We start from the raw sequence: 22,870 nt of genomic DNA on the forward strand, positions 1-22,870 counted from the left end.
GTGGCGCGTCATCTTAATCTTTTGCCAGTCTGACCACCGGCGCAGAGCCGACAGTTTCGGGCTCTTCGCGCGGGGCTGGAGCCTGCAGGAAGGGCGAGACCGCATAGCTCTCCACCTTGGCGCTGACATTGTGAAGCTCAAGCGCGCCCAGGGCGATAGCTTCGGTGCCAGCGGGCAGGCTGTTCTTGCTGATCAGAATGGAATGGCCTAGGGATTTGCCATAGTCGCCAAGCCGCGCGGCCACATTGGCCGCCTGGCCGATGACGGTGAAATCCAGCCGCTCGCGGGAGCCGACATTGCCATAGGTCACGGTGCCAAAGGCGATGCCGCTGGCGCATTCGAGACTGGTGATCTCATACTCTTGCGCCACGGCCTGCAACGCGGGCGCGATACTGCGGGCAGAGGCCAGCGCATGATTGCGCGCCCGCTCTGGGTCGGCACCTGCCGGGAAGACGGCCAGCACCGCATCGCCAATAAATTTCAGCACCTCGCCACCGTTGTCATGCACAATACCCGAGGCTACATCAAAGAAACTGTTCAACAGCTTGATATAGGCCTGACGCCCCAGCTGTTCCTCCAGCAGGGTAGAACCGCGCAGATCACAAAACATGATGGCTGCATCAATGTCGTCGCCTTCACCGCGGCGGATCTTGCCACCAAGTACCCGCGCACCAGTGCGCTTACCCACATAGGTCTCCAGCAGGGACTGCGCATTCTCGCGCTGCATGAAGACCTCATAATAACGGGCCACCACCGCAGAGCATTCAAAGATCAGACCCAGATTGGCCGTTGAAAAACCATTGGGGTGATCGCTGGCGACGGTGAGCACGTTGATCCGCCCGTCCGAGAAGGGCAGCGGCATGGCGACATAATCGGTGGCACCGGCGGCACGCAGATCCGCGAGAATCGGAAAGGCATCCTCACTGTCTTCCTCATCAATGCGGTGGCGTACACCGCCCAGGCCCTTTGACACATGACGCAATGGACTGGCGTGATAGGCCGGGTGATCATAGATCTCATAGCTGGGCGCATAGGTGGTCACTTCGCCGGTGGCCTTTTCCCAAATGAAATTCTTGCCAGCAATCTGCGGATGTAGTGACCAGGCCAGCACCGAGAGGCGGGAGAGATAGACGCCCTGCTCCAAGAGCTTCTCTGCGAGCGCCCTGGTGAAGTCCGCAGGGGTTGCAATGAAAGCGGCCTCTCGCAGGAGCCAATCAACCAGTGGGCCGGAAATATTGCCGTAGTCCGGTGGGGATATCACGTTGCTGCCGAGGTCAAACGCGGTGAGCTCATCGGGCATGAACCCGACGTAACCCTCAATGGCCGAGGCTTCAGGCAGGGTGTTTTCATAGACCCAAACCGCTCCAGGAACCCTTTCATCCTCTAGCTTCAGATCATGATAACAAGCTGTGCCTTTGAAGGGGCAGAAGGTCTGCTTCTCCAGTTTGCGAGACAGATCAACTGCAAGATCTTCTTTGGGAAAATAGATAGTGGGCGGCAGGCGGGTTTCATACATCACCCGCGCACGGCTGCTGGAGGCCAGGATTATCCCGTTGCGCTCTGCCTTGACGGTGCCGCGCAGATTCTCCACCAAAATTCCATAGCCGCCATTGGGCGTGGCTGGGCCGGCGGAGCCGTTGCCTTTGGGCGGGAGTTGCACATTCATCAGGTCTGTCCTTTTGACCTTGGCCCGCTCTCCACCAAGAGGAAGGCAGAGGCGGCGTTGCAGGTTGCGACTTCCCTAGAAGATGGGAACTGCGCAGAGGCATCGCAAAGAGGCGCCTGATCAGGCGCTGTGAGCTTCGCCATTATGTGGGGCTAGCGGCTGGAATTTCCAGTGGCTGGAAGGATCACTTCTGTAGGAGCAGATGTGCGGAATTGCTGAAACCCAACTGACAGAAAAGATCCGTGGAGGTTCAAACAGGCTCAGATGATCCGAATCACATCCTTGCTGATCGCCAGAACATAACCGCGTTTGGCGATATTCTTCACTAGAAGCTCGCTGACCATCTGGTTGCCAAGGGTGTCGCGCAACCGCTTGATTCGGGTGGCACCCGCGGCCTCTTCGCAGTCGCTGCTGTCGCGCCCTGATATCACCGCTTCGATCTCGGCTCCCGAAAGCACATCATCGTCCATGCGGGCTTCGGCCAGGGCAGAGAGGGTTTCCATCGCCGCTGGGGTCAGTTTGAACCCCATATTGTTCAGATAGACCGTCTTCTCTTCGCGGCTGATCAAAAGCTCGGTGACCTGGATGCCGGCGCGCTCGATCTGCGCCATGCGCCGGTTCAGCACCATCAACATGGCCAGAACCACCAAGGCGGCAATCATCATTGCGGTGGCAAAAACCAAAAGAACAAAGATCACCACTCGGTAGCTGGCCAGGGTATCGGCAAAGGCGGTGCCGGATTGGGCCAGGATCTCCAGCAGTTTGATCTCTGCCTGGGTGGTCAGGTCATTCTCGACAAAGAGCTGCTCTACCCGTGCATTAAAGGCATTGGCATCGGGCAGCGCCAGCAAAAGCACGGTGCCCGCAATGGCCAGGAGTGCGGCAATGACTGCAATGCCAAGGGCAATGACCCTGCTGCCGGCGCTACGGGCCTCAGAAACGGAGATAGTAGGGTCCGGCATCGGCTTTCCTTTGCTGCAGACCTTCCGGCCCAAAAACCGACATGATGTTCAACAGGGTCCACCCTTGGGCGTTGAGCCGTGCCTGTGCTTCGGCCTGGGCAGAGGCACGAGAGCATTCGCCGCGTATTTGCAGGACGCCGTAATGCAGTTTCAGCGGGTTGTTTTGCTTTGCCTTGTAGTCAGCATAGCAATCGGCGGCGAAGACTGGGCTGGAAAGCGCCAGTAAGGCCGCGCATGTAAGCGGTATGGCAAGGATCTGTTTCATGACGGCATCCTGCGCGGAACTGCCGCAGTATTCAATAACAACAGGGGTTTGAGCAGCCGGTTATCTGATAACAGGGCCCTGTTATTGCCTGTCTGAGGGGTTCGGAGGGAGGCTGATCGCATCGGTTCAGACGCCAGCCACATCTGGTGTCACATAGCCAGCGAAATGACAGACCCTCAGGAAAGGTCAGAACATGACACAGAGTAATCGCCCCCAGCATCATCGCAAATTCATCGCCATCGTTTTGTCCGCCGCCCTCGCGGTGACAGGTATCTCTGCTGTTCCGGCCCGTGCGGACAATGATGTCGGCAAAGTGGTGGCCGGGATTGCCGTCTTGGGGATACTTGGGGCAGCGTTGCATCGGCATAATACGCGGGATCGCCGCCATCAGCAGGTGACTCGACCCTATCAGCCACAGCACCCCAAGCCGATTCCACAACATTTCCGCCGCTATGATCTGCCCGCGCGTTGTGTGCGTTACTTCCCCAATTACAGCCATGAGGAAAACCTGGTGGCACGCGGCTGTCTGCGTAAAAACTACCAGTATGAGGCCTCACTGCCGCAGCAGTGCCGCGTAACCTTCTGGAATGGCGACAAGCATCGCACTGGCTATCGGCCCAAATGCCTGACCAAGCGCGGCTACCGGCTGATTACCCACTAGGTGCCTATCCATCACGGCAGGGCACCTGTCATATCTCGGCAACGGATCGAGCAGGACTTGGGGGGCTTCGGCCCCTCCTTTTTTCTTTTGTAACGGGGTAAACCAGCCGCTTGCATTTCAAAGCGGAATTGGCTCTGACAGGAGCATGGAACAGCCTGATGACAGCCTAGAGCAAACCGCCCGAAAAAATGGTTATCCGCGTATCGCAGGTGTGGATGAGGTCGGGCGTGGCCCGCTTGCTGGCCCGGTGACCGCTGCGGCGGTGATCTTGCCCCTAGAAGGCTACCCGCAGGGACTCAACGACAGCAAAAAGCTGAGTGCCAAGAAACGCGCTGTCTTGGCCGAGGAGATCTTGCAAACAGCCGAGGTCTCCATTGCTGAGGCCAGCGTGGAAGAGATTGATAGCATTAACATTCTGAAGGCGTCCCACCTGGCGATGGAACGGGCAGTGGCGGCGCTGGATCCGGCACCGGACTATCTGTTGATTGATGGCAATCTGATCCCCGCTGGTCTGACCATCCCAGCCGAAGCGGTGATCAAAGGGGATGGCAAATCAGTCTCCATCGCGGCGGCCTCCATTGTGGCCAAAGAAGCCCGCGACGAATGCATGGTGGATTTGGCGCAACAGTTTCCAGGATATGGATGGGAGAAAAACGCGGGTTACCCTTCAAAGCAACACCGTGAGGCGCTGCAAGAATTGGGGGTGACACCACATCATCGCAAATCATTTAAGCCGGTACACAAGATATTGTATCAAGAGTGAAGAGCGAAACTCTTTTCTAAAAAACAAATTGACCTCGAATCCGGGATGACTCATCCTGTGGATAACCAAATGAGCGCAAAAATGCGCCGCGGTTTTGAGGCAGAGCAATGAATAAAACAATGACGAAGGGCGCCACCTCGGCGCTCCCTTTGAACACGATTCTTGATGGCGATTGCATCGAGGTCATGTCTGGGCTTCCGGATAATTCCGTCGATCTGATTTTTGCGGATCCGCCCTATAATCTTCAGCTCAAGAACCAGTTGCACCGACCGGACAACAGCAAGGTCGACGCGGTGGATGATCATTGGGATCAGTTTTCGAGCTTTGCCGCCTATGATGATTTCACCAGCCGCTGGCTGCATCAGGCTCGCCGGATCCTGAAGCCGAACGGCGCGATCTGGGTGATCGGCAGCTACCACAATATCTTCCGCGTCGGCACCGCGATGCAGGATGAGGGCTTCTGGATCCTCAATGATGTGGTCTGGCGTAAATCCAATCCGATGCCGAATTTCCGCGGCAAACGCTATACCAATGCCCATGAGACCATGATCTGGGCCTCGAAATCCGAGGGTGGCAAATATACCTTCAACTACGAAGCGCTGAAGGCCCTGAACGAAGGCATCCAGATGCGCAGCGACTGGGTGCTGCCAATCTGCACCGGTCATGAGCGCCTGAAGGATGAGAATGGCGACAAGGCCCATCCGACGCAAAAGCCCGAGAGCCTGCTGCACCGGATTCTGGTGGGTTCCACCAATCCTGGCGATGTGGTCCTAGACCCCTTCTTCGGCACCGGCACCACGGGTGCGGTCGCCAAGATGTTGGGGCGTGAGTTCATCGGTATCGAGCAGGAAGAGAGCTACCGCAAGGTTGCGGCCGCACGCATCAAAGCGGTGCGCAAATTCGACCGCGAGGCGCTTCAGGTCTCCACCAGCAAACGTGCTGCCCCTCGCGTGCCCTTTGGCCAGCTGGTCGAGCGCGGCATGCTGCGTCCCGGCGAAGAGCTTTATTCGATGAACCGCCGCCACAAGGCCAAGGTTCGCGCCGATGGCACCCTGATCGGGGATAACTGCAAGGGCTCGATCCATCAGGTCGGCGCCCACCTAGAGAATGCACCCTCCTGCAATGGCTGGACCTACTGGTGCTTCAAAAAGGACGGCAAAACCGTTCCGATCGATGTTCTGCGTCAGCAGATCCGGGCAGAGATGCAAAACTGATCCTGCCCCCCAAGGCCTCACTCACGAGACATAACAGTCAAACCGCCGGTGCCCCTGCTTTTTAGCGGGGCGCCAACCTTGCCCCGCCGTCTTCGGCGGGGTTTTTTGGGTCAAATTGATGCAGGGCGGATGTATATTGCAGCAGTCTGCCCTATCTTAGGGCCAACCAAGAGGGATGGCTTCAAATGGCAGAGACGGCAATCGATCCGCCAAAGAGTTCCGCAAGCAAAGCACGCGCTTTGGGAGCAGGGCTGAAACACAGCCTGACAGATCCAGAGGCCCCACCGGAATCCCGCTATGTTTTGGAAGCTCTGGAGGAGCATAAGCAGCAAGGCCTAGAGCTGGCGGTCAAAGCCCGTTGGATCGCCATGAGCATTTTCGCGGTCTTTATCGTGGTGGTTCATCCCAGGGTCGAGGTTGTCTATTACCTCATGATCATGGCGCTTATCTGCCTCAACGGTTGGTTCATCCGCCGCGCGGGCCGGGTCGGACGCTCACGGTTGGAGCTGTTTCTGATCTTTGCGGATCTCCTGTTGATGACAGTTGGAATGGTGGGGCCAAACCCCTTTGATGCGGATGGCATGCCGCTGGCAATGCAATACCGGCTCGACAATTTCATCTACTTCTTTGTGATCCTCTCGGCGGGTACGCTGGCCTATTCCTGGCGGACGGTGATCGCCATTGGGGTCTGGACCTTCTTCATGTGGCTTGCCGCACTTGGGCTGGCGATGTGGTTTTCCACCCCCTTTGAGGGTCTCAGCGAAGCCGCCGCGGCTGCCTTCGCCAGCTATCCCGATGTGGCGCAGTTCATGGATCCAAATGACTTTGGTATTCAGATGCGTGCGCAGGAGGTCATCGTCTTTCTGATTGTTGCCATCACTTTGGGGATTTCTGCGCGCCGTGCGAACCTTTTGGTGCTCGACAATGCCGGTCTGGAACGGGAGCGGGCCAATCTCTCACGCTATTTCTCTCCGAATGTGGTGGAGCAGCTGTCGCAGAACGATGAACCGCTGAAGCAGGTCCGGATCGAGAATGTGGCGGTGCTGTTTATCGATATTGTCGGCTTTACCCGCATGGCTGCCGGACGCGACCCGCATGAGGTGATCACCCTGCTGCGCGAGTTCCATGGCCGGATGGAGCGCGAGGTATTTCGCCATCGCGGCACGCTGGATAAATACCTGGGCGACGGATTGATGGCGACCTTTGGCACGCCCATGCCGGGAGAGCGTGACGCCAGCGATGCCCTGGCCTGCGCCCGCGCAATGCAGGCCTCACTTGCCGCTTGGAATACCGAGCGCCGCCGCCAGGGCCAGCCAGAGATCAAGGCGGGTATCGGCGTGCACTATGGTGAGACCCTCTTGGGGGACATCGGTGCCAACCGGCTGGAGTATGCGGTGATTGGCACTGCCGTGAATGTAGCGGCCCGGCTGGAGGAAATGACCCGTGGGCTGCAGGCTGGCATCGTGATCAGCGAGGATCTTCGAAACCAAGCGGCAGAGGAAAAATGCCCAGCAGAGCTGCTGGACGACTTGAAGTCTGTCCCAAATCAGGAAATTCGAGGTCTCGATCAAAGCATGACCGTCTGGTTGCTAACTTGACGTCAAGACTTTAGCTCTGGAGATGTCAAAAATTGGACATTATTCAACCTTAAGGCGTTGGACATGTCTGATGTTTCTTGCTCACCCCCGCCGTCACCTTCGCACTGGAAACCCAGCCCATTTGCCAATGCGGTCTCGGCGCTGAAACTTTGTTTCTTTTGCCGCCCGGATCGTGAGATCTCAGGGGGGCTGGCAGATGTAGCTGCAGCTTTCCTGATTTATCTATGTGCGCATATGGCAGCTTTGCTTGTTCCGGCACACAGCTACTTTGAATGGAATATTACCATATACCCGGCCGGGGTTATCTTCCTTTTGGGAGAGGTCCTAGCCGAGGCTCTGCTTTTTGCCGGTCTGCTTGTCCTCATGCGCTATAAGCTTCAGATTGGCAGCTTCTTTGTTGTCCTATTTGCGGCCTCTGCGGTTTCCAGTCTTCTGACGACATTTGTGTATTATATTCTTCCCACAATAATACCAATGGAAGCACTTGGATATTGGGGGCTTATGGCTTTGGGGCTGATTGTTGGCAGCCTGCCATTTCTTATCGCGATGTCCGGGCTTGCGGCAGCGAATGGTGCGTCTTTCCGGGGGATCCCGACCGGAGGCTTGATCACCTGCATCCTGATGACCTTCTTTTATTCATCATACTTTTTTATCGAGCGAACGGACGTCTTTGTCCCCAACTATTCCTATGATGAGGAAGCCCAGGCTTTGGCATGGGAATACCCTGACCCCGAAGAAATCTACCCGCTGCAGCCAGAAATATTGGCGGGGATGGCAAACAACCTGGCTGATCAGGTTCCAGGACAGATCGATCTCTATAGTTTGGTCGGCGCTGGCTATCCCGAACAGCAGGTGTTTCAACGTGAAGTGACGGCCTTGTCCGCCCTATTGGAGCGCCGCTTTGAGGGCAAAAACCGGATCTTGCGTCTGGGCGCCAGTTTTCAGGATGCCAGCGCCTGGCCTCTGCTCAACAGGACAAACCTGAACTCTGCTTTGCAGATGCTTGCGCAGAAAATGGACACCAGCGAGGACGTGCTGCTGCTCTATCTTACCTCCCACGGTAGGCCTGGGTCGATTTCGACTAGGTTCTCCGGGCTGAGCCATTCGGATCTGACTGCGAGTGAGGTCGCGGCGGCCTTGGATGCTTCGGGCATCCAGAAGGCAGTTGTTGTGATTTCCGCCTGCTATTCGGGCTCCTTTGTCGAAGATCTGGCAGGACCGAAGCGGCTGATCCTGACTGCTTCAGCGTCTGATCGCAATTCCTTTGGCTGCAGTGATGAGAATGAGTTTACAGATTGGGGTCGTGCCTTTGTTGCTGAAGCTCTCGCGCAAACGCATAACTTCCTGGCCGCAGCGGAAATCGCCCGCGATCTGGTGGCATCACGAGAAGCGGAGGCAGAGCAAACGCCTTCCTTGCCACAGATTTCTGCGGGAGAAGGCGTCTCGCAGTTTCTGCAGGGTTTGAGCCAGCGATTTGAGCTTGCTGGGACTTCTACACGAGCCGCTGTCTCTCAATGAGGCAGCGTCGAGACTGCTGAGGCAATCAATCCGTCCCGGCCTGCGCGCCGGGCATTGGATTTTGGGCCTTGTTATAGGCTTTCCAGTCGGTCACTTCTGGGTAATGCATCTGCCGCCAGCGGCGTACGCGCGGGTTCATTACCCGACGCCACAGGGGCGGGATCATCGCCGCAATGGTCATCACCGGATAGCCATAGGGCAGCTGCGGTGCATTCGCGGTGGTATAGTTCTGCAACAGCGGAAACCGTCGGTCCGGGCGGTAGTGGTGGTCTGAGTGGCGCTGCAGGTTGATCAGCAGCCAGTTTGAGGCCTTATGCGCCGCGTTCCAGCTGTGATGCGGGCGCACGTGCTCATATTTACCCTCGCCCAAATGTTTGCGCGTCAGACCGTAGTGTTCGACATAATTCACCAGCTCCAGCTGCCATATGGCGACACCGGCCTGCACCATGAACAGCAGTACTCCGGTGAGGCCACCCAAAAGCGCCGCCAACAGCAGCATCCCCCCCTGCAGGGCCCAATAGCGGAAAAACGGGTTGGAGCCATGGCTCCAGGGCAGGTCTTTCTTTGCCAGCTTTTCCCGTTCAGCGCGGAAGGCGGAGTGCAGGCTCTGGCGCAGAACCCGGGGGTAAAAGCGGTGAAAACCTTCGTTGTAGCGCGCAGTCACCGGGTCACGCGGTGTGCCAACATAGCGGTGATGCACCAGAAGGTGTTCTGAGCGGAAATGCGAGTAAAGCACCATGGCCAGCAGAATATCCCCCAGCCAGCGCTCCAGTCGGTTGCGCTGATGCATCAGCTCATGGCTGTAGTTGATCCCGACAGTGCCGCTGATCACGCCCATTCCGAAGAAGACGCCGAATTTTTCCAGCCCGCCCAGGTGCTCTGCCTGGACGGTATAGGCGATGAGGCCAAAGAGTGTCACGAATTGCAGCGGCACCCAGGTGCTGGTCAGCAGCCGATACCAAAAGAGATCCTCGTCCGGGGTTTCAGGATCCGCGTTTTCCAAATTGAGACCAAATATGCCGTCCAGGGCGGCAAAGAGATACCAGGTCACCAAGGGCACCAGCAAGAGCATCCAGCCCCCCTGCGTTGCGCCGAACCACAGGAGAGGCAGCAACAGGAAAGACAGCCAGAAGGGCAGCGCGGATTGCCAGCGGCGCAGATGGTCAGAGGCGGTCATTCAGGATCTCCGGTTTCAAATCGGGGGTCTGCATCGAGAACTGCGAAGTACTTGTTGTGCAAGCTAAGCATTATTGCAGTGAAACCCAAGGTCAGCTGGAGGCTGATTTATTGACCGCGCCAGAGATCAAAGGCCTTGCGCATCACCGTGGGCAGATCACCGGGCCGAAAGGCGTGGCGCGGTAGCAGTTCCTGGTTGTCTTCCGGCGCGTGATCTTCTGGCAGTTCCGCATGCAGAACCCGCAGGATCAGATGGAAATGGGTAAAGGTATGGCGGACCTCGCCGCCAATATCCTGCCATTCAGCCTCGAATGGCGGCGCAGGGGTAGGGGTCTCTCCCCAATCGGATCCTGGCCAGCCCAGCATTCCTCCCAGCAACCCTTTGTCCGGGCGCCGCTCCAACAGCCAAGCGCCAGAGGGGGAGCGGGCAAGATAGACCATGCCCTGCCGGGTGGGTTTTGGCTTTTTGGGGGTCTTCTTGGGTAGTTCCGCTGCAGTTCCCGCGATCCGTGCAGCACAGGGCTCTCGCCAGGGACAGATACCACAAGCGGGAGACTTAGGCGTGCAGATGGTGGCACCCAGATCCATCACCGCCTGGGCATAATCACCGGGGCGTGTGCTGGGGGTCAGGGTAGCTGCATGTCCTCGCAGCAGCTCTTTGGAGCCAGGCAGGGGGTCATGAATGTCATGCAGCCGGGCCATGACCCGCTCCACATTGCCATCCAGAACGGTCTCTGCCCGGTCAAAGGCGATCGAAGCGATGGCCGCCGCCGTATAGGGGCCGATGCCGGGGAGCTTGAGTAACTCTGCATAGCTATCGGGAAATGCGCCGCCCAGATCCTGCGCGACCACGCGGGCGCATTTCAGCAGGTTGCGGGCGCGGGCGTAATAGCCAAGGCCTGCCCATTCCGCCATGACATCGGCGTCCTCGGCATTTGCCAGATCCACAACACTGGGCCAGCGAGCAGTGAAGCGCTGAAAATACTCGATTACTGCCGCCACAGTGGTCTGTTGCAACATCACCTCACTCAGCCAGACCCGATAGGGATCTGGCTCATGGCCCGCCAAACGGTCCAGTGGCGGCACCCGCCAAGGCATCTTGCGCGCATGCTTGTCATACCAGCTGAGCAGGTCGTTGCTCATACCCTCTGTTCTATCGCTTAGATCACGCATTCGTTACGCTCCGCTTCATCGGGTAATCTGGCCTCTTCAACTGGACCCTTTACATTAGGGGGATGAGTCACGCAAAACCAAGTTATGGCATTTCGGCGCAGCACCACACGCGGGTTCGCAAGAACCTCCCGGCTCCTCAATGAGCAAATCCGCAAAGCAGGCGAAAGCCGCGGCTTTGCGGTCTCGCGGCTATTGACCCATTGGGAGGAGATCGCGGGGGCGGATCTGGCCGCCATGGCCCGACCGGTAAAGGTCGGCTACGGGCGCAGCGGCTTTGGCGCGACGCTGACGGTTCTGACCACCGGCGCCTACGCGCCGATGCTGGATATGCAAAAGGAAAAGCTGCGGGCCAAGGTGAATGCGGTTTATGGCTATAACGCCATATCAAAGGTCTGGATCACCCAGACAGCCCCGACAGGTTTTGCTGAGGGCCAGGCAGATTTCAAATATGCCCCAAAGGTGCAAAAGCCGGTGGAGGCAGACCCAAAGGCCCGCGCAGAGGCCGCGCGGACTGCCGAAGGGGTTGAAAACGAAGACTTGCGCGCCGCCCTGGAACGGCTGGGGCGCAATGTGCTGACAAAACAGAAAACTCTACGAAAGAGGTATGAATGACCCGTCTCATGTCCGGCCTGTGCGCCGCGGTGGCTCTGGCTGCCGGAACCTATGCGCTGAGCAGCTTTAACAGCCAAAGCCGCCTGCCCGAGAACCCGCTGATCGGGGCGGCCCATGCCCAGGAAGCAGAGGTCGACACTTCGAGCATCACCGAGATGGTGCTGGGGGCCGAAGACGCACCGGTTACCCTGATCGAATATGCCTCTTACACCTGCCCGCATTGCGCCAGCTTTCACAACACGGTCTTCAAGCAGCTAAAGGAAGACTACATCGACAGCGGCAAGGTGCGCTTTATCTACCGTGAGGTCTATTTCGACCGCTACGGCCTCTGGGCTTCGATGATCGCGCGTTGCGGTGGCCCCGAGAAGTTCTTTGGGGTCTCCGATCTGATCTACAAGGGTCAGTCCGAATGGGCCCGAGCCGGTGGCGCCACAGAAATCGTCGATGAGCTGCGCAAGATCGGCCGTCTGTCCGGTCTGGAGAATGAAACGCTGGAAGCCTGTCTTCAGGACGGCGCCAAAGCGCAGACCCTGGTGACCTGGTATCAGGAACATGCAACCAAGGACGGCATCCAGTCGACCCCTTCCTTTATCCTGAATGGAGAGTTGATCGGCAACCAGTCCTATGAAAGCTTCAAAGAGCTGCTGGACGCGGAGCTGAACGGCTAAAAAGCGGATACCTTCGCAAGGTGAAACCTTTGCGAAGTGGGTACTTTACCAACTAAATTCAGAGGAGCCCGGTTGAATGGCCGGGCTTTTTCTATTTTGCCTGTCTAGCAAGCATGTGTGGGCGCGGGAAATCGGAACAAGCCGTTTAGCAGAGAAACCTGTTAGTCGGATAACTAGTCGGGTGGCGGAGCCACGGACTTGATGAGGTCCAATAGCTGCTCTTCTTCTGCGACTTGCAGCCGGACCGGCAGGGTTATCACCTTGCTGCGGAAGCTATCGGGCAGGCGCACGGCATCTTTTTCCGTGGTGACCAGCTGCGCCTGGCGCAGCTTGGCCTCGCTCTCCAACCGGTTCATCAGGGCCGTGGTCAGCGGCTGGTGATCCTCCAGAGCTTCGGCGCGAATGACCTCAGCCCCCAAGCCACGCAGGGTGGCAAAGAACTTCTCGGGGTAACCGATCCCGGCAAAGGCCAGTACCCGCGTGCCTTGCCAGGGCATCCCGGTCTGCAAGGGCTCCAGTGTGGCGGTGATATGTGGCTTGCCTTGCAGCTTCGCGCCCCAAGTCTGGTGAAATGTGCTCTGGGCCTTGTCACTGCCAAGAGAGAGCACCAGACCTCCGCGAGCCATCCCCACTGGCACCGGTTCGCGCAGGGGGCCTGCGGGCAGGCAGCGCCCATTGCCAAATCCGCGCTGGGCATCCACCACGATAATGGAGAGATCCTTTTGCACCGCGGGGTTTTGGAAGCCATCATCCAGCAGGATCACGGTAGCCCCCGCCGCGTCGGCCTCTCGCACACCTGCGGCCCGGTCCTTGGCAACCCAGACCTCCCCAAAAGCAGCCAGCAGCAAAGGCTCATCACCGCAATCCGCAGCTTTGTGGGTGCCAGGCTCGACTTGAACCGGCCCTAGCAGGCTGCCGCCGTAGCCTCGGGTTACCACATGGGGGTCATGGCCTATGTTGCGCAGAGCTTCCATCAGCCAGATCACGGTTGGGGTCTTGCCGGTGCCGCCGGCATTGATATTGCCGATGCAGATGACAGGGACATCTGCCTTTAGCCCAGCGGTGCTGCGCAGGCGCTTGGCTGTTGCCGCAGCATAGAGCCACCCCAAAGGCGCCAATAGGCTGGCCCGTAGGTCAAAGGCGTTTGGCGGTTTGTTCCAGAATTCAGGGGGCCGCATGGCTCTCCTCGCGCATGTCTAGGATATCTTGGACCAGTTCAATCAGCTGGTCGGTCATTTCGGCCCCGGCAGTCACGGCTTTCCATCCTGCCAGTGCCATTTCAGCGGCTTTGTCCGGGGAGGAGAGCTGAATGATCTGTCGCGACAGCTCTTTGGAATTTCGCACCGGGGCGGTTGCGCCGGCCTGATCCAGGTGGTGGTAACTGCTCTTGTACAGGCCGGTGCCGGGGCCATGCAGAGCGACAGAGCCCAATGCCAGCGCATCCAGTGGCGATTGACCTGGTAGATGCGCAAAGAGGCTGCCGCCCATTAGGGTAACCGGCGCCAGACGATACCACAGGCCTAGCTCTTCGGGGCCGGCGACTAGAACCTGGGTATAGTCATCGGGAAGTTCGCCACTGTCCCAATCGGCGCATTGCAGGCCGCTGGCCTGGATCAGGCTTTTGGCACGTTGTTGGCTGTCCTCGCTGTCTAGCGTCAGGATCAGCAGGAGCCGGTGCAAAAGGCGCAGCGCACCGCGATGGCCTTCCAGCATAAAGGGCACTTCCTCCAGCTGCGCCTGAGCGGCCAGCCAGACCGGACGCCCGCCCAGGTCTTTCTGCATCTGACCAAGCTCATCCGCATTGCAGCCGGGTGGCATTGTCGCGGGCCCAAGGGAGGAGACGCGCTTAACCCGATTGGAGTGGATGCCACTTTTGATCAACTGGGCCCGCACTGTCGGTGAGGGCGTGAGGATCTGTTCAAAACCAGAGAACATGCGATAGCGCTGGTCTGGCAGCCAACGCATTTTCCGCTCTGGCATCTCATCATCAAGGATATCCACCAAGAGGGCAGAGATCTGCATTTCGCGCATCTGCCGCAACATGTTGCGCCGCAGGCCCCCTCCCGCCCAAAGACAGAGATCCGGGCGCCAGTGGTTCAAAAACCGCTTTGCCGCAGCGCTTTGATCCGGTGGCAGAACACCATGAGCCAGATCGCAGCCCTCCACCGGGGGCACCGTGCCCATGTCATCTTCCCAGGTGGCGATCACCATCAGGTCGGGTCTCATGGACTTTAGCCGATGCCCCGCATCGCAGAGCGCCAGATAGCGTTCCTGGGTGGTGGCATGAAGCCAGAGCACTTCGCCGTCGGGGCGCAGACTTGTCTGATAGCTTGCCACCGGTCAGGACCTCTGCGCGGGCGTCATTGGCTGCGGATGCCGGGACCCTCAGGGTCCAGAGCATCGCTGAGGGATTGATGCACCAGGGGGGCTGCGGCAATGACCCCTTCCAGCAAAGGCGTCGCATTGTTGAATTGCAGCGTTTTGCCAAAACGATCACTGATGCGCCCACCGGATTCGCGCAGGATCAGATCACCCGCAGCGATGTCCCATTCCCAGCTGGGACGCAGAGTGAGCATGGCCCCGGAGCGGCCATCCGCCACCCGTGCCAGCCGATAGGCCAGCGAGGGACGATAGCTGCGTTGAAAGGCCGGGGGCTCACCTCCGCGCCAGTGTTTTGCCTCCAGGTTGGGCTTTGCAGTCAGCACCTCGGATGTTTCCAAGGACGCTTTTGGGGAAACCTCCAGCCTGTGTCCGTTGCAATAGGCCCCTTGGCCTTTCGCAGCAGAGTAAAGCCGCCCGCGCTGTGGCAGGTAGATCACCGCCGCCACGACCTCCCCCTGCTCAGCAATGGCCAGCGCATGGGCCCAGGTTCTGGAGCCATTGGCAAAACTGCGGGTGCCATCAATCGGGTCGATGATAAAGACGCGCTCCTTGCCCAGGCGATCCGCACTGTCGTCGCTTTCCTCGGATAGCCAGCCATAGTCTGGACGCGCCTTTTGCAGAAACCCCTCGAGATAGGCGTTCACTGCCAGATCCGCTTCGGTCACTGGCCCTTGTCCATCGGGCTTGTCCCAACTCTTGGCGGTGGGGCCCGAATAGCGTGTAGCGATATCTCCAGAGGCCTCTGCGGCCTCAATCAGAAGGGAGAGGTCATCAGCTGCCGGCAAGTGTCATCCCTTCGATCAGGATCGATGGCACCACCCGCGACAGATAGGTTCGGGCATCATTGGCCGGGATAATGCGCAACAGCATATCACGCAGATTGTCGGCGATTGTGCATTCATTGACCGGATAGAGGATCTCGCCGTTTTCCACCCAAAAGCCGGAGGCCCCACGGGAATAATCCCCGGTATTGGGGTTGATGGTGGACCCGATCAGCGAGGTGACCAGAAGGCCAGTGCCCATGTTTGCGATCAGCTCCTCCCGGCTTTGATCACCTGGGGTCAGGGCAATGTTCCAATTCGCTGGGGAAGGCACGGATCCGATGCCACGGGCGGCATTTCCGGTGCTCTCAAGTCCCAGTTTGCGGGCAGAGGCAAGATCCATGGTCCAGTCGGTCAAAACGCCGTCCTTGACGATCTCGCGCTTTTGCGTTGGCAGGCCTTCGCCGTCAAAGGGGCGCGAGCCGGAAATGCGCGCACGATGCGGATCCTCTGTTACCGAGAGTGCCGCTGGCAGGACTTGCTTGCCCAGGTCATCCTTCAGCCAGGAAGATCCCCGCGCAATGGCAGCGCCATTGGAGGCTGAAAGGAGATGCCCGATCAGAGAAGAGGAGATGCGCTCATCAAAGAGAACCGGGTAGGTGCCGGTCTTGGGGCGGCGCGCATTGAGCCGTGCCACCGCGCGTTCTCCGGCAATGCGGCCGATTTCATCCGGACTGCGCAGATCACTCAGGAAGGTGCGGGAATCGCCATCGTGGTCGCGCTCCATGCCGGTTCCCGTGCCTGCGATGCCAACGCAGGACACGGAGTGTCCGGAACGGATATACCCGCCGGAAAACCCGTTGCTGGTCGCAAGGTGGATCTCATGGCGACCAAAGCCCGCACTGGCGGATTGGACCTGGCTGACGCCTTGGACCGCCTGGCAAGCGGCCTCTGCAGCCAGCGCGCTTTGTTGCAGGGCCTCAGGGGCGGGTTCCGGGCTATCGTCGTTCAGCTCCAGCGCGGCAAGATCCCAGTTTTGCGCCAGTTGACCCGCCTCTGCCAGGAAGGCATAGGGATCTTCTGGTGCTTCGCGGGCCATGGCGACGGCACGTTCCGCCATTGCGGTGATGGTTTCGGGGCGATGATCCGAAGAAGAGACCTGCGCCTGACGCTGGCCGACAAAAACCCGCAACCCCAGATCGGTTCCTTCCGAACGCTCTGCATGTTCCAGCTTACCCTCATGCACTTCGATGCTGAGGGAGCTGCCCGCGGCGGCCATCGCATCTACAGCGTCCGCGCCTGCAGTTTTGGCGGCTTTGATCAGGGCATCACATAACGCTTGCGGGGACTGGGACATGGGACCTACTCTTTTTGCTCTCCTCTAAGAGCTATCCAGAGCGGCGCGCTGCCGCAAGGGTGTGGAACAAAAAAGGGCCGCGTGATGCGGCCCTTTGATCTGTTCCCGAATTGGGTTTTGCTTTTGTTTTGCGCCCTTACTTGATGCGCTGACCATTGGCGTGGATCTGACCATCGCCGGATACCTTGATCTCTGAGGTCAGGGTATCTTCGCCTTCACCAGGCACACCAAACATGCCCATCATCATGCGGGCACCCATGGCATCGCTATCGCTGACCAGACCCATCTGGATCAGCTTGTCGATCAGGCCATTGGCGCCGGTCAGTTCGATATTGGCAACCCCATCGGGTGCAGGCATGCCGTCAAAGGTCTGAAGGTCAGTATTGTCAAAGGTGAAATCACCGGTGCCGGTCAGTTTGGCACCTGCTGCAGAAACCAGGAAGTTGTTGATGCTGACCGCGTTCAGCTCACCCGGCTGCGCTTGACCGCGTTCGACGGCTTCGATGGACTTGGGGTCCAGCAGATCAAACAGCAGCTTGGCCTTGCCAGTCAGATCCAGGACAACTGTGGCCGGGTCATGTGGCAGGCTGCCTGCCGGGTCAACCATACCCCAGAGCATCTCTGGCACAGCGAAATCCCGCAGAGTGACGCCAAGGGCAAAACCCTGTTCTTCATTGGATTGCATAATCGGCATTGCCAGTTTGAAACCCAGCTCTGCCATGTTTAGCGCCAATGGGAAGGGGATTTCAGAGCCCGCAACATTCAGTGCCACACCCTGGTGGTTGATGTCGTAGGAAATGCCCTCTTGGCCGATACCAAACCCAAAGGTGCCCCCGGTTGAGCTGCTTTGGAGATCAAAGCTGTCATTGCCATCCTTTACAGCGATCTGACCATTGCCGCCGCCATAGGTAAAGTTGCCCTTGCTTGCGAGCCCTGCTTTAACCAATCCGCTAAAATCGGCCGGGTTCGACGCGTCACCAGGGACTGTGCTGGTGCTGGTCATGGCGAGGTTCTGCATCTGACCTTTGAACAGGGCGCTGTCGTTGCCCCCTGGCTCTTTGAAGTTGAGGTCATAGCTCAGCCCGGCGGCCTGGATGTTCTGATCATAGCTGCGCTGACCGGCGATGGTCATATCGGTCTTGGAGGTAAGACCGGTGAATTCGATGGATGCTTTCAAGGCATCCGCTGGGATGTCCTCACCTGTTGCTTCTATCTGGCTCAGCGAAAGCGTGGCTTTGGCGGTGGTATAGGCATAGTGCATTTTTGCAGCATCGCCAGAAACCACCATGGGTGCGCCGTCGTGGGTATAGAGGATCTCGACAGAAAATTTGTCGCTGCCCTCTTGCCCGGAAATGGTCATCGGGAATTCCGCTGGCAGTTCGATATTGACCGTGCCATCGCCATTTTCGACAAAGCGAAGCTCTGGCATTGCGAAACTCGCGGAGCCTTCGGCCTCCGGCATCGGGAAGGACATTGCGATGTCGCTGACAGTCAGGGTGCCGCCAGATTGGCTCTCGGTTCCGGCGAATGTATAACCCATCCCGGACATATAAGCCTTCCAATCGGACCAGACGTCCTGGGCGCTGACATCAGCCAGGGCACCTTGGGCAGTCAATGCCAGGACAGCGGCTGCGCTGCCACCACGTGCGAGGAATACGGACATCGGATAACCTTTCTGCATATCTGCAAATCAATGAGCAACATGGTCGACTGCCTGCGCCACAGCGTCAAGGGGGCGAGGGGCTGGACCGTTCCCCCTAAGCAGTCTACCACATTCAATAGCGGGGACTTGGAGATAAAAATGATGGATATCAAGGGTAAAACAGTTGTCATCACTGGCGCGAGCCGGGGCATCGGGGCTGAAGCTGCTCGTATTTTTGCTGCCGCGGGCGCCAATCTGGCCTTGCTGGCAAGGGATGCGGAGCGCCTGAGCGATCTGGTGGAAGAGACCGGCGGAAATGCGCTTGCCTTTGCTTGCGATGTCTCTCAGCCTGGCGTCATGGCCGCTGCTTTGCAAAAAACACAGGAGCATTTTGGCAGCCTGGATGTTCTGATCAACAATGCCGGGGTCATCGCGCCAATTGCCCGTATCGAAGAGGCGGACCCGGAGGATTGGGGCAGGCTCATCGATATCAATATCAAAGGTGTTTTCAATGGGATCCATGCAGCCTTGCCGCTGATGAAATCTGGTGGCGGTGGCACCATCATCAATATCGGCTCTGGTGCGGCGCAGAACCCGCTGGAGGCCTGGAGCGCCTATTGTACCTCAAAGGCGGGCCTCTTGATGCTGACCCGTGCCCTGCATCTGGAAGAGGGCGGCAATGGGATCCGGGTGCTCAGCCTCTCGCCCGGCACCGTGGCCACTGATATGCAGCGCGCCATCAAGCAGAGCGGCATCAACCCAGTGGCGGCCCTCGATTGGGAGGATCACATCCCAGCGGATTGGCCAGCGCGCACGCTCCTGTGGATGTGCAGCCAAGATGCGGATGAGTTCCTGGGCACCGAGATTTCACTGCGTCTGGAACACATTCGTCAGCGGGCCGGTCTGATATGATCGAGCTGGAGATCTCTGAAGACGGGTTGTGGACTGTCGTTCTGAACCGCCCGGAAAAGGCCAATTCCCTGACCACCGGCATGCTGGAAGAGCTGGTGGATATTGCCACCAAGGCGCGCGATGCACGCGGGCTGATCCTGACCGGACGGGGCAAGGTCTTCAGCGCCGGGGCTGATCTGGAAGAAGCGCGCGCTGGCCTTGCCACATCGCCGCTTTGGGAGCAGCTGTCATCGGCCATGGCAGAACTGTCCTGCCTGAAGGTCGCTGCCCTGAACGGGACCTTGGCCGGTGGCGCCAATGGCATGGTGTTGGCCTGCGATATCCGCCTGGCTGTGCCGACAGCAAAGTTTTTCTATCCGGTGATGAAGCTTGGCTACCTGCCGCAGCCCTCGGATGCGGGGCGTATGCGGGATCTGATCGGCCCTGCGCGCACCAAGATGATCCTTGCTGGCGGCCAGAAGATCGAAGCGCCGGAGGCCTGCGCCTGGGGGCTGGTGGATCGCCTTGTGGAGCCTGAGGATCTGATGCAGGCGGCCTGTGACCTCTTGGCCGATGCGCTTGCCGCCAAGCCAGAGATTGCCAGCGGGATCCTCGACATGTGCCGGGGCGGTACCCGGTAATGTCCCGTCTCGCCGCAGTCCGGTTGCAGGTTCCGGACCCAGAGGCACTGGTGCCTTTCTACCGTGACGCTCTAGGCATGCGCGCTGCTGAAGATGACGGCGGCTCCTGGCGGCTGGGCTATCCTGGCGAAGATGCGGATCTGCTGCTGCTGCCCGGCGGGTCGCATCAGATCTCCAACCGGTCTGACCGCTACTGGAAGATCGGGATCTGCCTGCCGGATCTTGATCTCGCTTGCCAGCAGCTGCGGCAGAGAGGCATCCAGGTCTCAGCGCCGCATCAGTTTCTCGACATCGGCTATATGGCGCATTTGCAGGACCCCGCGGGATTTGCCATCGAGCTGCTGCAGCATGATTTTGAGGGGCAGGAGCCTAAAGGCGATCCGGACCAGCCGCTTGGGGGCGGTGCCCATATTGGCCAGATCACCCTGCGCACTGGAGATATCGGGGCTGAACTTGTCGAACATGCCGGGATGAAGCTGCTCTCTGTGCAGCCCGTCCCTGACTATGGGTTTGATCTGTATTTCCTGGCTTTCACCACAGAAGAGCCGCCCAATGCGGATTTGCAAGCGGTGGAAAACCGTCCCTGGCTTTGGCGCCGTCCCTATACCACGTTGGAATTTCAGCATCTTCCCGGTGCGAGCATCAGTGAAACCCCGGCCTATCAGGGGCTTAAAATCACCGATTTATAAGGCCTGGCCTTAGCGCTTACGCCGTTTGCCCGGCACCCGGGAATGGAAATCAGGCGGGCGTTTGCGCACCCAGGCAATGAATTTAGCCAAGCGCGGATGGGCCCGCAGGGCGGCAATACTGTGAAACTCCCGCGCCAGCTCCGCTTCTGTGAGGGTGGCGTGGATCTCACGGTGGCAAATATCATGCAGCAGGACCCTGTGCTCTGGCTTGCCGCCTTTCAGCTTGGGCACCAGATGGTGCTGGCTCTGCGGCACACCGGGTGGAATCGAACGCTGGCAAAGCGGGCAGATGGGCGGGTCCTCTTCGGTGTCGGGCATTGCTGGCCTCGTCTTTTTCCCTGCAGTGCATTACAGGGCTGAAGGACATGATCATGCAAGGGGCTTGCGATGGCGGAGCATTGGGATGCGGTGGTGATTGGCGGCGGGCCTGCGGGACTGATGGCTGCTGGTGAAATCGCTGCTGCCGGTCATCGCTGCCTGGTGCTGGAAGCCAAGCCCTCGATGGCGCGCAAATTGCTGATGGCGGGGAAATCCGGCCTCAACCTCACCAAGGATGAGCCGCTGGAGGGTTTTCTCGACCACTACGGGGCGGCTCGGGTCAATCTGGAGCAGATGATCCGTGCTTTTGACCCTGCTGAGGTGCAGCGCTGGGCGCAGGCACTGGGGCGGGAGCTGTTCACCGGCTCAACCGGGCGGGTCTTTCCAAGGGAAATGAAGGCATCACCACTGTTGCGGGCCTGGCTGCGAGAGTTGCAGGCCTCTGGTGTTGAGCAGCGGTTGCGCTGGCGCTGGCAGGGCTGGCGGGAGAGCAATCTGTTATTCGAAACCCCGGACGGGCGGCAGGAAATCGCGGCCAAAGCTGTGATCCTTGCCCTGGGCGGTGCCAGTTGGGCCCGGCTTGGCTCTGATGGGCTTTGGGCGGAACACCTGCAGGGCAGGGGGATTGCCCATGCTCCGTTTAAGTCTGCAAATGCCGGTCTGCTGGTGGAATGGTCGGCACATATGGCGCCGCATTTCGGCGAACCTATCAAGGGTGTGGAGTGGCAGGCCGGGGATTTACGCTCGCGCGGGGAGGCGGTGATTTCAGCCCGCGGGCTGGAAGGCGGCGGCATCTATTCCATCTGTGCCACGGTGCGGGAGGGGGAGGCGCTGTCCGTGGATCTGCTGCCGGATCTGCCACTGGAAGAGGTGCAAAAGCGCCTGTCCCGCCCGCGCGGCAAGGCGAGCCTAGCAAACCACCTGCGCAAAAGTCTGAAACTGGGTGCGGGGCGCATGGCATTGCTGCAGGAGTTCGGCCGTCCCTTGCCGAAGGATCCCGCTGCGCTTGCTGCCGTGATCAAGGCACTGCCGGTCAAACACGCAGGCCTGCGCCCCCTGGATGAGGCGATCTCTACCGCTGGCGGTGTGCCCTGGGCAGAGCTGGACGGCGCTTTGATGCTGAAAAGGCTCCCCGGCATATTCTGCGCCGGGGAGATGATCGATTGGGAGGCCCCTACGGGAGGCTATCTCTTGACCGCTTGCCTGGCGACGGGGCGCTGGGCAGGGCAGGGGGCTACGCGCTTTCTGGCCGAACCAGTGTCCTGAAGCCCGAACAGACAGCCTATTTCGACAGCTCGGCGACCCGGCGATAGGCATCGCGGCTGCGCATGGCCTTGCCATAGGCCAGCAGCGCTTCGCTTTCGATCGGGAATTTGGCGGCAAAGGCCCAGCTGAGACAGTGATAGAAAACGATGTCCGCGATGGTGAAGTCCTCACCCATCACGAAAGGACCCTTGATGCGCTTTTCGATCAGGCCCAGGTTACGGGCGAATTCCCATTTCAGGCTGTCTTTCACCTCTGGCACACGCTTGTCCTCTGGCAGGGCAAAGCTGTGGCGGGCCGCGGCCCAAAGCACGGCATCCAGCTCATCCAGGCAGAGATTGGTCATAGCGTCCTGCTGCGCCCGCGCCAAAGTGCCCGCAGGTGCAGTCAAGGCACCGTGCTTATCCGCCAGATAGGTGATGATTGCGGTGGAATCCGTCACTATGGTGCCATCTTCCACCAGGATCGGCACCTTCCCCGAGGCGTTGAGTTCAATAACCTCGGGCGTCTGGGGGTAGGCCGGGTTCAGCTCATAGGATTGCCCCAGCTCTTCCAGTGCCCAGAGAACCCGGAAGGCGCGGGTCTGAACTTTGCCAATGACGGTATACATGCGTGTCTCCCTGAATTGTTCCTGTCAGGATGGAAGATGC

23 protein-coding genes are annotated in these 22,870 nt (G+C 59.1%); 11 read left to right on the top strand and 12 right to left on the bottom strand.

All coding sequences use genetic code 11. The features are described 5' to 3' along the window. Nucleotides 1–13: 13 nt before the first annotated feature. From RSK20926_RS08740 to RSK20926_RS08750, 3 genes are all read right to left on the bottom strand, one after another. Complete coding sequence (locus tag RSK20926_RS08740; protein ID WP_008205940.1) at nt 14–1,666, bottom strand: DUF427 domain-containing protein; 1,653 nt, start codon at nt 1,664–1,666, stop codon at nt 14–16. Nucleotides 1,667–1,926: 260 nt separating this feature from the next. After that, the gene (locus RSK20926_RS08745; RefSeq protein WP_008205941.1) at nt 1,927–2,628 is read right to left on the bottom strand and encodes a winged helix-turn-helix domain-containing protein; all 702 of its coding nucleotides are present in this window, start codon (nt 2,626–2,628) and stop codon (nt 1,927–1,929) included. Continuing rightward, on the bottom strand, nt 2,600–2,893 hold the full coding sequence (locus tag RSK20926_RS08750; protein ID WP_008205942.1) for a hypothetical protein: 294 nt from the start codon (nt 2,891–2,893) through the stop codon (nt 2,600–2,602). Before RSK20926_RS08750 ends, RSK20926_RS08745 begins: the two co-directional genes overlap by 29 nt. Nucleotides 2,894–3,086: 193 nt before the next feature. Here RSK20926_RS08750 and RSK20926_RS08755 point away from each other — a divergent pair, with 193 nt between their 5' ends. The 5 genes from RSK20926_RS08755 (at nt 3,087) to RSK20926_RS22050 (ending at nt 8,647) form a co-directional block, all read left to right on the top strand. Continuing rightward, nucleotides 3,087–3,554, top strand: a complete 468-nt coding sequence (locus tag RSK20926_RS08755; RefSeq protein ID WP_008205944.1) for a hypothetical protein — start codon at nt 3,087–3,089, stop codon at nt 3,552–3,554. 145 nt (nt 3,555–3,699) lie between these two features. Continuing rightward, the gene (locus RSK20926_RS08760) at nt 3,700–4,317 is read left to right on the top strand and encodes a ribonuclease HII (RefSeq protein ID WP_008205946.1); all 618 of its coding nucleotides are present in this window, start codon (nt 3,700–3,702) and stop codon (nt 4,315–4,317) included. A gap of 107 nt (nt 4,318–4,424) precedes the next feature. Further along, the gene (locus RSK20926_RS08765) at nt 4,425–5,531 is read left to right on the top strand and encodes a site-specific DNA-methyltransferase (RefSeq protein ID WP_008205948.1); all 1,107 of its coding nucleotides are present in this window, start codon (nt 4,425–4,427) and stop codon (nt 5,529–5,531) included. Nucleotides 5,532–5,716: 185 nt separating this feature from the next. Further along, nucleotides 5,717–7,129, top strand: a complete 1,413-nt coding sequence (locus RSK20926_RS08770) for an adenylate/guanylate cyclase domain-containing protein (protein ID WP_008205950.1) — start codon at nt 5,717–5,719, stop codon at nt 7,127–7,129. Between the two features lie 63 nt (nt 7,130–7,192). After that, on the top strand, nt 7,193–8,647 hold the full coding sequence (locus RSK20926_RS22050; protein ID WP_008205951.1) for a C13 family peptidase: 1,455 nt from the start codon (nt 7,193–7,195) through the stop codon (nt 8,645–8,647). A gap of 25 nt (nt 8,648–8,672) precedes the next feature. On the opposite strand, the gene RSK20926_RS08780 is transcribed toward RSK20926_RS22050, so the two are convergent. Together RSK20926_RS08780 and mutY are read right to left on the bottom strand one after the other, a co-directional pair. Then, nucleotides 8,673–9,824 carry an alkane 1-monooxygenase gene (locus tag RSK20926_RS08780; RefSeq protein ID WP_008205953.1) on the bottom strand — a complete coding sequence of 384 codons (1,152 nt, stop codon included), beginning with the start codon at nt 9,822–9,824 and terminating at the stop codon, nt 8,673–8,675. 107 nt (nt 9,825–9,931) lie between these two features. Next, nucleotides 9,932–10,996, bottom strand: a complete 1,065-nt coding sequence (gene mutY, locus RSK20926_RS08785) for an A/G-specific adenine glycosylase (RefSeq protein ID WP_008205955.1) — start codon at nt 10,994–10,996, stop codon at nt 9,932–9,934. 84 nt (nt 10,997–11,080) lie between these two features. On the opposite strand from mutY, the gene RSK20926_RS08790 reads away from it, so the two are divergent. Both RSK20926_RS08790 and RSK20926_RS08795 read left to right on the top strand, forming a co-directional pair. Next, nucleotides 11,081–11,608, top strand: a complete 528-nt coding sequence (locus RSK20926_RS08790; protein ID WP_008205957.1) for a DUF721 domain-containing protein — start codon at nt 11,081–11,083, stop codon at nt 11,606–11,608. Then, complete coding sequence (locus RSK20926_RS08795; RefSeq protein ID WP_008205959.1) at nt 11,605–12,276, top strand: DsbA family protein; 672 nt, start codon at nt 11,605–11,607, stop codon at nt 12,274–12,276. Before RSK20926_RS08790 ends, RSK20926_RS08795 begins: the two co-directional genes overlap by 4 nt. Before the next feature lie 173 nt (nt 12,277–12,449). Here RSK20926_RS08795 and lpxK read toward each other — a convergent pair whose 3' ends face one another. The 5 genes from lpxK to RSK20926_RS08820 all read right to left on the bottom strand — a co-directional run bounded on the left by lpxK (nt 12,450) and on the right by RSK20926_RS08820 (nt 18,457). Continuing rightward, entirely contained in the window at nt 12,450–13,454 is a 1,005-nt protein-coding gene (gene lpxK, locus RSK20926_RS08800; protein WP_008205960.1) for a tetraacyldisaccharide 4'-kinase, read from the bottom strand. Beyond that, nucleotides 13,441–14,613 (bottom strand): 3-deoxy-D-manno-octulosonic acid transferase, encoded by a 1,173-nt coding sequence (locus tag RSK20926_RS08805; RefSeq protein WP_008205962.1) that lies wholly within the window; start codon nt 14,611–14,613, stop codon nt 13,441–13,443. The genes lpxK and RSK20926_RS08805 overlap by 14 nt, the downstream gene beginning before the upstream one ends. A gap of 23 nt (nt 14,614–14,636) precedes the next feature. Further along, entirely contained in the window at nt 14,637–15,443 is an 807-nt protein-coding gene (locus RSK20926_RS08810; protein WP_008205963.1) for an inositol monophosphatase family protein, read from the bottom strand. Next, entirely contained in the window at nt 15,430–16,776 is a 1,347-nt protein-coding gene (locus tag RSK20926_RS08815; RefSeq protein ID WP_008205966.1) for a TldD/PmbA family protein, read from the bottom strand. Before RSK20926_RS08815 ends, RSK20926_RS08810 begins: the two co-directional genes overlap by 14 nt. Before the next feature lie 136 nt (nt 16,777–16,912). Next, entirely contained in the window at nt 16,913–18,457 is a 1,545-nt protein-coding gene (locus tag RSK20926_RS08820) for a DUF2125 domain-containing protein (RefSeq protein WP_008205968.1), read from the bottom strand. Between the two features lie 123 nt (nt 18,458–18,580). On the opposite strand from RSK20926_RS08820, the gene RSK20926_RS08825 reads away from it, so the two are divergent. Genes RSK20926_RS08825 through RSK20926_RS08835 form a run of 3 tightly spaced genes read left to right on the top strand, consistent with a single transcriptional unit; the run spans nt 18,581 to nt 20,639 of the window. Further along, a complete protein-coding gene (locus RSK20926_RS08825) occupies nt 18,581–19,330 on the top strand; it encodes an SDR family oxidoreductase (RefSeq protein WP_037254475.1) in 750 nt (249 codons plus the stop codon). After that, nucleotides 19,327–19,950, top strand: a complete 624-nt coding sequence (locus tag RSK20926_RS08830) for an enoyl-CoA hydratase/isomerase family protein (protein ID WP_008205971.1) — start codon at nt 19,327–19,329, stop codon at nt 19,948–19,950. Before RSK20926_RS08825 ends, RSK20926_RS08830 begins: the two co-directional genes overlap by 4 nt. Continuing rightward, nucleotides 19,950–20,639 (top strand): VOC family protein, encoded by a 690-nt coding sequence (locus RSK20926_RS08835; protein WP_008205973.1) that lies wholly within the window; start codon nt 19,950–19,952, stop codon nt 20,637–20,639. Before RSK20926_RS08830 ends, RSK20926_RS08835 begins: the two co-directional genes overlap by 1 nt. A 9-nt stretch (nt 20,640–20,648) precedes the next feature. Here RSK20926_RS08835 and RSK20926_RS08840 read toward each other — a convergent pair whose 3' ends face one another. Further along, nucleotides 20,649–20,957, bottom strand: coding sequence for a hypothetical protein (locus RSK20926_RS08840; protein WP_008205975.1), 309 nt, complete (start codon nt 20,955–20,957; stop codon nt 20,649–20,651). 69 nt (nt 20,958–21,026) lie between these two features. Here RSK20926_RS08840 and RSK20926_RS08845 point away from each other — a divergent pair, with 69 nt between their 5' ends. Continuing rightward, on the top strand, nt 21,027–22,223 hold the full coding sequence (locus tag RSK20926_RS08845) for a TIGR03862 family flavoprotein (protein WP_008205976.1): 1,197 nt from the start codon (nt 21,027–21,029) through the stop codon (nt 22,221–22,223). A gap of 16 nt (nt 22,224–22,239) precedes the next feature. Here the strand turns inward: RSK20926_RS08845 and RSK20926_RS08850 are convergent, their stop codons facing one another. Further along, nucleotides 22,240–22,830: a glutathione S-transferase family protein gene (locus RSK20926_RS08850; protein ID WP_008205977.1), complete on the bottom strand. Its 591-nt coding sequence runs from the start codon at nt 22,828–22,830 to the stop codon at nt 22,240–22,242. Between the last annotated feature and the right edge of the window lie 40 nt (nt 22,831–22,870).

Source organism: Roseobacter sp. SK209-2-6, from assembly GCF_000169455.1.
In the GTDB taxonomy this organism is placed as follows: Bacteria; Pseudomonadota; Alphaproteobacteria; order Rhodobacterales; family Rhodobacteraceae; genus Pseudophaeobacter.